This window comes from Wolbachia endosymbiont (group B) of Philonthus cognatus (genome assembly GCF_947179345.1).
Lineage (GTDB): Bacteria > Pseudomonadota > Alphaproteobacteria > Rickettsiales > Anaplasmataceae > Wolbachia.
Map to the genome: position 1 here is coordinate 39,789 of NZ_CAMXBG010000002.1, position 12,112 is coordinate 51,900.

Below are 12,112 nucleotides of genomic sequence, written 5' to 3' on the forward strand. Positions count from 1 at the left end.
TTTTACGTTATAACAATCCGCAAGTTTTTTACCTTTGGCCGATAGACAACCGTTCCACTTAAAACTAATTTTATCCTTGTCTCATTGCCATTAAAGTTTGTCAGCACATGAGTTCTCTCTACCCAATTTTCTCCAATTGGTTTTCCTGATGTTAAATTTACTAATTGCCAATCCACATTTTTTTGCACATATGCTTTAACATCTGCAGTGCCAGGTATCAGCGCATCATATGTTATGGTAATCTTAGTGTTAGCTCCTGCTGTAATGCTTCTTGTAACATAATCTCCGAACTCTGAAAGATTACCCATAACTAACTGTAACCCAGGATAAAGAACTGGACTTTTTTCTCGCCCTCCTTTTAGGCTTGCTTTTACCGTTAATTCCCCATTTATTCTTTCACGCAGTGCGAGCGGCAAATTATCAGACAAAAAATTTTCTTTTCCTTCTTCATCTGTTAAAATAAATTCTACATTGGTATCAAATGCTACTTTTTCGACGTTCGTCAAAACAATTAAATCTGATACGTTATTTGCAGTAACCTTGCCAAGATCAATAATGTGAGAAACTTCGCTAAATTTTGCAGCCAAAAGCCGAAACGTTAAATCTAAGTTCTGATGTGGAGTCCAAGTACTTGCGTTGCTAGATGAGAGTAATACTCCTACTTGATATGGCTGACTCGTTACCCAACGGCTATTTACTGCATCATATTTGCCAAGTTCTGCTATTTTTACTGCAGTATCTGCATCATCAGTAAGTAGTACTAACGCTAACTATGGATTAGAAGAGAATAAGAAAAGAGGGTAAACTCCAGTATTTTAGAGATAATAGGAGGTTACCCAGTGAATAAGAATGTAACAGAATTATTCTGTTTTGTAGATGATTATTGTAAAATAATAGACAAAAATTTTGCAGGTAGATTATTATCCAATGGTAAAAAACCTACAAGAGTGCCAGAAATAACGCATTCCGAAATTATAACAATAATTCTGTTATATCAGCAATCTAGATATGAAAACTTTAAATCATTTTACATATGTTACTTACAGTTGCTGCATAAGTCAGACTTTTCTAGACTACCTTCTTATGATAGATTTATTGCGCTAAAACCTCGAGTTTTATGGTATTTAGCAATGCTGCTACAATGGTTATGTGAGCAGGCAAAAAATACAGGTATTTCCTACATTGATTCAACTCCTATCACGGTCTGTCATGCAAAAAGAATATCTAAAAATAAAGTTTTTACTGGAATTGCAAAATTAAGCAAAAGCACTTATGGCTGGTTTTTTGGTTTTAAATTACATGTAGTAATCAATGAAATAGGCGAAATTCAAGGTGTTACGCTAACCAAAGGTAACGTTGATGATAGAAAGCCAGTTCCGGATCTGACTAAAAAACTAACGGGTTTATTATTTGGAGATAAAGGTTATATCCAAAAAGGTCTGTTTCTACAATTACTTGATAGAAATTTAAAGCTTGTTACCAAGATAAAAAAAGGGATGAAAAACGCATTAATCTCTCTAAATGAGAAGATTTTTCTGAGGAAAAGATCTATTATTGAAACAGTTTTTGGTTACCTAAAAAATAGATTAGAAATTGAACACACTCGCCACCGATCTCCTTTTAACTTTCTGGTTCATATTTTTTCTACACTCATTTCATACTCTTTACAACGTAAAAAACCTTCCATTTCCAATTCTTTCTTTGTCGGCTAATCCATAGTTAGCGTTACTATTGCATACTCCTCTCCTGCATGGCAAAACACTGGTGACCACTCTATACGTGTTGCTGTGCCATCTATCTTTATATCTTTTGGCTCAATATAGCTTTCAGCAATGACAGTTTGCGAGGGCACTCCCACTGCTGTTTCTCTAATCTGCACAACAACACGTTTTTTGCCTTTATTTACAAACCATAGTTCCACGCCTCCTATGTGCCTACTTTCATTTAGAGTAAATGTTTGCGCTAAAGGATCAACTCTTCTTGCTGCGATAACTCTTCTTCTTTCCTCTATGGTAATTGTTTTTTTACCAGTATAAGTTGCTTCTCCATAACTGCCTTTATCACCGAAGAACTGCACTAACTTAGTCCCAGCAGGAATGTTTCTTGGTACAGTAAATCTTCCTTTTATTTTTCCTCTGTTATCAGCAATAAATGTTGCGATCATGTTTTTCTTTCAAATATTTTCTATGCTTTAGGTTGAATAAAAATTCCATCAAACTTTAATTCCTTAAGCTTTTCACCAGTTGCAAAACCTTCAATCTCAAAATTTTGAGTTGCTTCTCGCATAAATTCAGTTTCGTATGAGGTGCTTGACAGCAGCTCTGTTGTTTCTTTAACATTAAATACTCTTGTTACTGGACTTTTCCAATTCGTGGTAACCTCCGTCCAGTGGTCAATGTTTTTATTTAGAGTAATTTGTGCCGGGACTGGATCAAAAGCTTGATATGGATTAATCTTTTCTCCTTTAGTCTGTAAAAGCTGCTCCAGTACCGGTTCAAGTTCATACGGCAACAAATAAGTTTTTTCTTCCCCATCAATATCAGCAATAGTTACATCTATTGGTAAAATTAGTTCCTTATTTACTATTGCTGCAGACTGTGAAACTCCTTGATCACGCATATCATCGTCAAAAAACGAATCAACAAATACTCCTTTTTTCGTGGTTGGCTCTCTTGAATTTGCATCACTACGTAGACGTTCCTGTGCAACAAGAGCATAAAGATCATTTATTCCTTTTTTCATTGCTTCAAGCTCATTCATCGGTACAGCATGAATAGCATTATTCACTATTTTTACCCCTTCGCCTTTTTTCCACGTCTGATGAATGTAGCAGAGCAAAAGTTGTCCAGAGGGAGCTTTAGGCATCGATGGTCGCCAAGAGTGGGAAATTCCTTTTATTCTTCTTACCACTCCTTTGCTATCGATAGTAATTAAATCATAGCGTGGCATTTTCCAGGTGTAATCAATCAGAACCAAGCTGTTATCAACTGCTTCTTTTACTTTGCATCCCTGTTCACTTATATCTTCAGGGCTTACATGAGTACGACAGCGGTAAGTTATTTGATAACTACTTCCAGGAGCTGGTTCTTTACCTGGTAATGACCAATCAACGTTTCCTGCGTTTAATTTGTAATCTATACTATTTTCATAAATAACATTGCCTTGTTTAACTTGAATAATCTCAAGTACTGCAGAGTCAGGTATCGGATCAATAGCTCCAGAATATGAACCGTGAGTAACAGTAATAGTTTTCTGAACAGTTATATCTACTTTTTTAATTTCACTTATTGGAAAATCATTAACCTTCAGTTCCATTACTCTTTGGCTATTTGGCTGAAAAGTATGTGGCTCTGATTCAACTGATTTTATATCTGGATCTTCATCAAAAGAAATGCGAATACTGTGAGGTAACTCAATCTCATAGCCATCAACATGAGCTTTGCCCTCATTAATCACAAATATTTCTTTTTTACCTTTTTTTACCCCTTCTTCTCCCTTTTCTTCTTTGTGTAGGAACATCACTTCAAGGCCATTTACAACGTAGGAACCATTTGCCTCTTTGTCATAACGAGCAAGAGCTGTAGTTACTATATTTGCTTGTGGTGGCGGTGAGTGTTCTATTAATACTCCATTTTCAATGTTGTAAATTGGGTAAAATTCGCCATTTGTAGAGTTAACAGTAACACTTTCTACTTGGTATCCCCAAATGATGGAAACTTTAAGCCTTGCAGCTCCTACTTCCTGATAGTTTCTTGTACCAACTGCAGGATCACGAAGATTTTCGTCCTCAAGTTCTGTAATGGTAGATTCTACGTAATAAACACCTATACGCACTGTGGTACTCAGTGGAATAACAAACTCTTTTGCCTCTACTTTTCTCACCGCTCCACGAAGATAGATTTTTCCTGACTCAAGTGTAACTTTACCAGTTTCTCTATCTATAATACAATTGCTTCCTGTTATAACATCGCCATCACGAAATATTGCATCGCCTATGCCTTTAAGCTTAGAGAGAGCATATTCTTGCGTCTCGTTTAATTCTGCTGACTGTAGACCTCTTCCTGCTAGAAACAAGCTTTTTTCGTATTCTTTGTCAGGATTAAAGCGGTTATAATAGCTATTTAAGGTCATCTTTTTTCTCTTTTTCTAAAATGTCACTACAAACGAAAAAGTTTCCCTGGTTGCTGAAGTCCTAATGAGCGGTACTGTATGTTCTAAAACTAATAAGATCCCTGGGTCTTCTATATCTTGTGGTTCAAAATACCTTTGTCCAGGAGGCAATTTTTCTTTTACCCTTGTACCAACCATAACTCCTAGTTCCCTTATCACTTGATTTGCTGCATCCGTGAAATCGAAAGTAAATTTAAGGTACAAATTATTGGTTGGTACATTTGAGGACCTAAACCTCCCTGTTGGAGTCAAAAGCTCTCCATTCTCATCACCTGTGCAAAAGAGAACCTCATCTGCAGTACGTCTGCCAAGTTCATTCAAGAGCTTTATAGAATTTATAGGTTCAGGTGGTGTGCTTTGAGTATATTCTACAGTAACTGCACTATTTGCCGTGATAGAGCTATTTTCCGTAAGTTTTATTACACCAGTACTGCTATCAACTGTATAGTCTATACTTGGCTGATAAATTATTTGTCCTGTAAAAACCCTTACATCTTTAATAGTGTGGTGATCTAGAGCTATTTCACCCTCAACAAAAACTTTTTCGACCTGATGGCTACTTTCCCAATTTGAGTCACCACTGCCCCAGGCAAGATGTAGAGACTGCTCTTTTATACTTGCTGCTATTGCTGCTCTTCCTGACTGTGTGAGAATTGACATTTTTAATTAAGTCTCCTATATTATATATGTACGATGACTTCAAAATTCGTCCGCAAAAATCAAAATATTTTTTTATATCAGAAAAATTTTTTAGGAGAATAGCTCAGCTCCACAGCTAAACTTTCCAACACCACGAGCAAATGGTCCGCTAGGAATGTCAAGCCATTTATCTTCTTTTGAACCAGTAGCCATTCCCTTAACCAGCTTCCGTGCTTGTAACAGCTCTTGAACTATACGCTCCATTCTATCTCTTCCTATACTGTGAAACTCCTCAGGTAGTCTATGCCGCTGTTTATACACTCCTGTACTTCCTGTATGGGTAAATGGATGTCCAGAAATTGCTGCTCGTGTAATTGCAGTTATAAGATGCTGCTTTGAATCTTTTTCGTTCATATTTTTTATTCTTAATCTTTCAGTTATGTCCTCTAACAATCCTGTTTCTTCATTTCTTAAATAAGTGCGTAAAGTGCGATCAGCCAAACCGTTTGCTTTAACAATTGCTCCATAAAATAATGCGTTCTGTCTTACAGATTCTCCTATTGATTTAAAAATTGTCAGTTTAGCTGTATCTTCCACAGACCAAAAAGCGTATGAACACCTAACACCATTAACAAGAGCAGATGTACCTCTAATGGCATCACGTGCTTGCTCAACAGTCGATATAGGTTTTTCACTTTTTGGCTTTCTCATATGATGGGCAGTAATTATTGATGCTCCAGTGCTACCTGCTAAATCAGATAATAAAGACATCAAATAATCGCCTACGGCTGGGTCAGTATTTAAATCAGCATGCACGAATGATGCAAGTGGATCAAATACGATTAATTTTAAGTCTTTTATTTTATTAAGTTGTTTTGTTATCGATTCAAATTCAGGAGAAGTCTCTATAACTTTACCTGAAACACTCTTTATGATTGTAAGTGATCCACTAACATTTGGTAATGGTACAATAAAGAGCCTATCTTTATATTTTAATCTTTCGCATTGCGAATCAAGACGCTCTAAACGACGATGTATTTCACTCATATCATCTTCTGCTGAGAAAATTACCACAGATCCATGTTCAGTAACTAAAGGACCAAAACCACATGGCTGATCTTTTCTACTCGCAACTTTCAGTGCTAAATCAAGCAGAAGCATACCTTTACCAGTATCTCCCATTGCAGCTAGAATAGATGTCACTCCTAAAGGAAATAACCCTTCAACAAGAAACTTTTGCTCTGGTACTGGACCTATAAAACGTTCCACACTCCATTCTTGAATATTAAGAAATTGCTTAACGATGATTTTTTTCGAGTTATTTTCAATGAATTCAGGAATATTCATCTTTTCTTCTATACCATCAGCTGAATCCCATCCTTTTGGTTTATTCTCCGGTATTTCAAGAAGAGTAAGTGATAAAACACCAAGAAAAGTAAGCTTTTTCACAACTTTCTCAGCATATTGTTTACCTGGCTCATCATTGTCTGGCCAAATAATAACATGCTTACCCTTAAGTGGTGACCAGTCTGTTTTTTCTATTGGTGCATTTGCTCCTAACATTGCAGTTGTGGCAGTCATACCTTGCTCTATCAGAGCATCTGCACACTTTTCACCTTCAACTAAAATCACCTTATCAGATTTCATGATACCTGGAATATTATATAAAGGCCTGGTCTCTGGTAGAGTAAAACTAGACCTTTTTACATCAAAAGGAAGATATCTTTTTCCTGAATCAGTGTTATAACGATAAACTGTAACAATCACTTGGTCACTTTCATCGTAATAGTTCCATGATGCCGTTGGTTGCCCCAGAGTGTTATTTTTTTCCGAATAACCAATCCACTTAGCAATATCTTCTATCGTATCAGTAAATTGATTTTTTCCAGTAACAGCAGCCCAAAGATCAAAAATATCTCCTCCTTCTTCGGTAGAAAAATCATGCCATAATCCGGCTTTACTGCCAGTTAACTCCACTATCATACTTTGTCCTTTATTGCCTTGTAGATCACCTACATAGAACTTATCACCACGAAAAGTTCCTCTTGGCAGTAAATAAGAAAGACATGACCTTATATTTGATAGGAGTTGAGTTCTTAACTGTTCTTTCTTCCCTAATAATTTATAATGTCCATTTCTTTGTGAACAATAAATATCCATACCTACCTGAAGAATTTTTATGTTCTAGCTATAACGTTAGCAGTTTTCCAACATCCATTAATCTTATTGATGAATTTTGTTGGTATAGATCTACCGTTTCTAAGTTCATATACTACTTGTAAGATATTTGTACGTTTATTGGGTTGAAATATTACTATTCCAGATGTATAAAAACTTCTTAAAGCGTTAGCACCAACGAGAGCTTGAAATGGATTCTTTTCCAATGTAGAGGTAGATACTTTTTTGGTGTGATTTGTGATGATTATTCCAGCCATAGGATTAATCTTGGAACGTAGTTTTTCTATTGCATGCTGCAGACCATAGTTAACGGAATTATAAGGAGAATCAATCACAACTAAATCAAACTTTTCCTCTACCATATTTTTTATTTTTTCTATACCTTCTTCATTTAAGGTCAAATTCATCTTGTTCGTCACAACTAAGTTTTCTGTTGCTAAATGAGGAAGTTTGTTGAGTTGTTGTATACGTTCTCTAATGTAATCATATTCCATTTCGTTTTGTAGATAGAATATTTTTAGTGGTCTTGTAGGCTTCATGCCAAGAAATGATCTTCCTGCTGCCAGATGTACTAATAGAGAAAGAAGAAAATGACTTTTGCCAATCTTTGGAGTACCACCTATGACCAAAAGACCACCTGGTGTCAAAATTCTTGGGCCTATTATATCTTTTGGCATTGGTGATTTATCGTTTAAGTAATGGTTTACAGAAAATGCTTTTTCTTCGTTTTGTTTTTCTTGTAATATGGAACTTCTTTCATCTTTACCGTTCAACCATGTTTCAGCAGAATCTATATTACCTTTAACTAAAGTCCAAAGGTCTATTATATTTCCTTTCTTTTCTTCGATCAGGTTGTACCAATTTCCTGCATTTTCTCCTTCCATTTCAACTATTATCTTATTTCCATTTCTACTGCCAATATAGAATTTATCTTGGTAAGATTTGCCTTCAGGTAACAAATAAGATAAACAATCTTTGATGTTATTAATTAATAATGATTTTATTTTCAAAGCATTTTTAGATGAAAAATCCATAAAATTCTCCTTGTTTATTCCAAATTTGTTCAACATATTTTTTAGACGTTTAAAGTCAAGATTAGCCAGCTCACAAACAGTTTCAAAAGATCGTGAGCGAATCCATTGACAAGCCTCTTTTTTAAGTTTAGGGTTTTTTCCTGCTGCATCCTGAATAGCTCTAGTAATAACAGCAGCCCACAACTTTCCTTCGTCATACTTCAAAATGGCAACCAATCATCTTGAAAACTTTTTTGTAATTCTGGAGTAATAACTGTAGTAATCCTATTTCTATCTCCGTATGTATTATTAGTTTCAACGCCTACTTTTACTGTAAACTCTAAATCGTTGAAATCAGCTATAGAGTTTATTCTTCTAGCGGTAACTGCTTTCTCTGAAGTGTCATTTGCATGAATATTTCTGGATGATTCCAAAATACTACGCAGCATAGAACGTCCAGATTCTCCCCAGATGTCTTCTTCACCTTCTGCTTTGCCATTTTTGATACCTATAATCTGAAAAATCTTGCGTTTTGCATATGGGCCTTCAGTGACGGTAAATTCTACATTTAAATAGATACTGCCAGTAGTGTAGTTTTTAGTGAACCAATTTTCATAACCTCCAGGCTTTATTGCCATTTTTACCTTGACTATTGTACCTTTTGGTATTAAACTGCTTTGCAGTTTCGCGTTATTAAAATCAGTTAAAAAATCTTGTAGCATACGCTCTCCTATAAGTTGACTTTAAAGTGAAAATTAGCTATTCCATTAGCTGCCAATGACCATTTATCTTATCGACAAGTTTATTTTGCACGCGTTCACCATTACGAAGCTCAAATACTATCTGGCGTACACTACTTTCTTCATCATGAGCAAACATCACCATACCAGTACTGTAAAATCCACGTAAAGATCCAGCACCACTTAGGCCTTGGAATGGATCTTCTTCGAGCATCTTTTTTGATAATTTTTTTGTATGATGAGTAAGTACAATACAAGCATCTGGATTGACAGCACTGCGTAGCTTTTCAAGAGTCTTTTGCAGAAAAAACAGCATAGCACTATTGTCATTTTCATTTCCATATTCACTGCTAAAGATGTTACGTAATGGATCTATGGCCAAAACATCAGGTTTAAAGCGTTCATTTACAATCTCCTTAATTTCACTTATTTCATCATGATTAAATGATAAGTGCACTTTTGGCGTAATGATTAAGTTGTTAGCAGCTACATTCAAAAGTTCATTATCAAGTTGTTGCAAACGTTCTTTCATATATTCATATTCAATTTCAGTTTGCATGTAGAAGATTTTCAAAGGTCTATTTGGTGTCATACCGAGAAATGATCTACCAGCAGCCATGTAAACAAGCCAAGAGATCAAAAAGTCGCTTTTGCCAATCTTAGGAGGGCCACCAAATACTAACAAACCTCTTTTAGTTAGAATTCTTGGTGAGATTATATCCTCTGGTATTGGCGATCGATCGTCCAAGTATTCTTTCACACTGAAAAAAGGAATTTTTTGACCAATAGTTAAAAAGTTTTGTAGCATATAATAACCTCCTATATGTTGGGCGTGACAGGTTGAATTGCAAAAGCTTTAGTTTTAATTTTTGTAAGAAGTTTTCCTAGATGCGGTTCTTCAACCATATTAAGGCAACCACTTCGATCTTTAGCAGGATATCCCCAAGAATTAATCGTCTGACAGACAAATGAACGAACCTCTGTACTATCATCTTTCTTGATTCCAACCATACTGATTACCTCATCAACAATACCTGGAATTTCACTTGCAGTTTTAGCTCCTTCACATTGAGGTAGCCAAGTTGAGCGATTGAAATCATCGAGGTATTGTCCAAGAGTTCCAACTGTAATGATGTCTTTATTTGGAATATGTTGAAACTGATTGAGCCAAGCCATCATTTCTTGAGCAAGTAACCCGTAAGCAGCTCTCATATCTTGTTTTCCTGATCTTTCAGAAAAAGCTTCAGGTTGCATTTTTGCCCATAAAAGACATAAACGCGAGGCTACTGTAATACTATCGATAAAAACACATCGATACTTGAGAAACTCCGAAGCAAGCTCTTTGTATTTACTGGATACATGCTCATAGTGTCTTTGGCTATATGCTGAGTCAGATTTTAACGCAGGATTAGGACCACCTATGAGACATGCAATATCTCTTGCCTCATTCCAAGTACGAATACTTACAGAATCCCCTTGCCAATCTTGAACAGCAAGTAAACCTGCCTCAAAATCAAGACAAAGTGTTGGTTCATTTATGGTCTTTAAGAGACTAGTTTTACCTATACCATAAGGACCAAAGATGACCATTTTTATACCTGTTTGAACTTTTAGCCGTTCATTGCTGTTCATTATTTTCATTTTTCTCCCAGTACCTAAATATATATGTACGATGACCTAGGCAATTCGTCCGCAATTTGCAAAAAAAAATTTTGAGCAAATATAATCGAGAGCTTATAACTTACTCTAAAACTGAGAATTTATTGCGTATTCGTTCTAGTGTGCGATAGATAGTTGTCTTTGGTATTTTGGTTATTACAGAAACTTCAGTAATAGTAAATACCTTAAGTAATTGACATAAATTACTATCTTTTTCAGACAAAGTTGAAATTATATTATTTATATCAGTGCGAATTATCGCTTCGATTTCCGAGTTCCTATGATCTGGAATATCGTCGTTTATATCATCAAAAGTTATATTACGTTTTAGACACAACTGATTGCGTAACATATTGCGAGCACAATAATTAGCTAATCTAGCAACGAAAGTACTAAAACTACTTCTTTTCTCATCGTGCTGGTTAAGATATTGCCAAACCTGACAAAAAAGCTCTTGTTCTATATCTTCGAGACTTTCGTTAATAAAACAGCTTTTGGATTTAAGGCGCGAAGCTTGAAATCTCACATGTTTAACAATTGTAGAATCGATTCCTTGATAAGAATTCTTCATAAAAACTCCAAAAGTTTCATGAATAGAGATTTTTACCAAGATCTTGTATGACTAATTTATTATAAAAAAGTAGTAATAATTTTTTTATCTAAAAGAATAAAATCTTTAAAAGTTAAAATAAGATTTAAACGTTTTGATACACTGCTGAAGCTACTTTTTCATAGGTAAAAAACTACCAATTTCGTACCTAATTTCTGAATTACTAATTAGTATTTCAGAAAGCAGTAATCGTTAAATTATTGATAATATTGTCTTTTTTATGTTCTATTCCTAAAAGCCGTTTCTAAAGTTAAGTGGCTAAAATCGGCCAGTGAAGAGGACTTACGGATTACTGAAGTCTTATATATATTATATATATATTTAAATAAAGGTAAAATATAATATATGATAATATAATAATATAAATATTGGTGTAATATAAGTTATGTAAAATAGCTATTGAGATAAGTAAAAACTTAAATGGTAGGAAAAGGAATATGAAAATTTTTTTTAATTTTTTTTCAAAATTGCGGACGAATTTGCGAGTCATTGTACATATATATTATACAGGGCATTGAACTTTAATTACACAAAGGAGTTTTTGTACGTCGATTTTAACATTAGATCTTGGCAAACAAACGGGCTGGGCAATTCTAACAGATGGAGTAATTGAAAGTGGAAGCAAAAGCTTTCATGGTAGCCGTTTCAGTGGAGGTGGAATGTGTTTTTTAAGTTTTCACAATTGGCTTAATTCTTTGAAACATGAGTTCACTGCAGTGTATTTTGAGGAAGTAAGAAGACATCTAGGAACTGATGCAGCGCATTGCTATGGCGGTTTTCTCGCAGTTCTGTCTGCTTGGTGTGAAGAGAACAATATTCCCTACCAAGGTGTTAATGTTAAAACTATAAAACGCTTTATAACAGGCAAAGGCAATGCAAGTAAGAGTGAAGTTATTGAAGCGATACGTGAAAAAAGTTTTTCACCTAGAGATGATAATGAGGCCGATGCTTTGGCATTAATGTTCTATATTAGTAAAGATATTAATAAGACAAAAAACCCATAAAAAGTGGGTCCTTTCGGCCATAATGGCGGGTTTGGTGGGTTCGACCCCAGGCCTTCTCTAGCGTCAGATATATTTTAAATATTAACTTTTTAATTATTA

At 35.0% G+C, this 12,112-nt stretch carries 10 protein-coding genes and 2 pseudogenes; 2 read left to right on the forward strand and 10 right to left on the reverse strand.

Annotated features, from left to right (window positions below; all coding sequences use genetic code 11):
- Positions 1-2: 2 nt before the first annotated feature.
- Positions 3-767: pseudogene (locus tag ONG78_RS02050) on the reverse strand (hypothetical protein); the annotation flags it as partial.
- Positions 768-839: 72 nt separating this feature from the next.
- Here ONG78_RS02050 and ONG78_RS02055 point away from each other — a divergent pair.
- A complete protein-coding gene (locus ONG78_RS02055) occupies positions 840-1,712 on the forward strand; it encodes an IS982 family transposase (RefSeq protein ID WP_019236992.1) in 873 nt (290 codons plus the stop codon).
- Here the strand turns inward: ONG78_RS02055 and ONG78_RS02060 are convergent.
- From ONG78_RS02060 to ONG78_RS02100, 9 genes and pseudogenes are all read right to left on the reverse strand, one after another.
- Positions 1,712-2,164 (reverse strand): annotated as a pseudogene (locus tag ONG78_RS02060) (hypothetical protein); the annotation flags it as partial. The gene ONG78_RS02055 and the pseudogene ONG78_RS02060 sit on opposite strands and share 1 nt — an antisense overlap.
- A gap of 20 nt (positions 2,165-2,184) precedes the next feature.
- Positions 2,185-4,131: a DUF4815 domain-containing protein gene (locus tag ONG78_RS02065; RefSeq protein WP_264377564.1), complete on the reverse strand. Its 1,947-nt coding sequence runs from the start codon at positions 4,129-4,131 to the stop codon at positions 2,185-2,187.
- A 15-nt stretch (positions 4,132-4,146) separates the two neighbouring features.
- Positions 4,147-4,830 (reverse strand): hypothetical protein, encoded by a 684-nt coding sequence (locus ONG78_RS02070; RefSeq protein WP_108784542.1) that lies wholly within the window; start codon positions 4,828-4,830, stop codon positions 4,147-4,149.
- A gap of 90 nt (positions 4,831-4,920) precedes the next feature.
- Positions 4,921-6,969 carry an AAA family ATPase gene (locus ONG78_RS02075; protein ID WP_226079819.1) on the reverse strand — a complete coding sequence of 683 codons (2,049 nt, stop codon included), beginning with the start codon at positions 6,967-6,969 and terminating at the stop codon, positions 4,921-4,923.
- 17 nt (positions 6,970-6,986) lie between these two features.
- Entirely contained in the window at positions 6,987-8,225 is a 1,239-nt protein-coding gene (locus ONG78_RS02080; protein ID WP_264377565.1) for an AAA family ATPase, read from the reverse strand.
- Entirely contained in the window at positions 8,222-8,722 is a 501-nt protein-coding gene (locus tag ONG78_RS02085) for a hypothetical protein (RefSeq protein ID WP_264375362.1), read from the reverse strand. The genes ONG78_RS02080 and ONG78_RS02085 overlap by 4 nt, the downstream gene beginning before the upstream one ends.
- A gap of 37 nt (positions 8,723-8,759) precedes the next feature.
- Positions 8,760-9,548: an AAA family ATPase gene (locus ONG78_RS02090; RefSeq protein WP_226079816.1), complete on the reverse strand. Its 789-nt coding sequence runs from the start codon at positions 9,546-9,548 to the stop codon at positions 8,760-8,762.
- 11 nt (positions 9,549-9,559) lie between these two features.
- Positions 9,560-10,381 (reverse strand): ATP-binding protein, encoded by an 822-nt coding sequence (locus ONG78_RS02095; protein WP_264376933.1) that lies wholly within the window; start codon positions 10,379-10,381, stop codon positions 9,560-9,562.
- Between the two features lie 100 nt (positions 10,382-10,481).
- Positions 10,482-10,970: a sigma-70 family RNA polymerase sigma factor gene (locus ONG78_RS02100; protein ID WP_226079814.1), complete on the reverse strand. Its 489-nt coding sequence runs from the start codon at positions 10,968-10,970 to the stop codon at positions 10,482-10,484.
- A gap of 590 nt (positions 10,971-11,560) precedes the next feature.
- Here ONG78_RS02100 and ONG78_RS02105 point away from each other — a divergent pair.
- Complete coding sequence (locus tag ONG78_RS02105) at positions 11,561-12,013, forward strand: crossover junction endodeoxyribonuclease RuvC (RefSeq protein WP_226079873.1); 453 nt, start codon at positions 11,561-11,563, stop codon at positions 12,011-12,013.
- The last annotated feature ends 99 nt before the right edge of the window (positions 12,014-12,112 follow it).

Excerpts from the sequence above, each read along its gene's own strand:
- ONG78_RS02065 (WP_264377564.1), bottom strand. The coding sequence starts at position 4,131 with ATGACCTTAAATAGCTATTATAACCGCTTTAATCCTGACAAAGAATAC.
- ONG78_RS02070 (WP_108784542.1), bottom strand. The coding sequence starts at position 4,830 with ATGTCAATTCTCACACAGTCAGGAAGAGCAGCAATAGCAGCAAGTATA.
- ONG78_RS02075 (WP_226079819.1), bottom strand. The coding sequence starts at position 6,969 with ATGGATATTTATTGTTCACAAAGAAATGGACATTATAAATTATTAGGG.
- ONG78_RS02085 (WP_264375362.1), bottom strand. The coding sequence starts at position 8,722 with ATGCTACAAGATTTTTTAACTGATTTTAATAACGCGAAACTGCAAAGC.
- ONG78_RS02090 (WP_226079816.1), bottom strand. The coding sequence starts at position 9,548 with ATGCTACAAAACTTTTTAACTATTGGTCAAAAAATTCCTTTTTTCAGT.
- ONG78_RS02095 (WP_264376933.1), bottom strand. The coding sequence starts at position 10,381 with ATGAAAATAATGAACAGCAATGAACGGCTAAAAGTTCAAACAGGTATA.
- ONG78_RS02100 (WP_226079814.1), bottom strand. The coding sequence starts at position 10,970 with ATGAAGAATTCTTATCAAGGAATCGATTCTACAATTGTTAAACATGTG.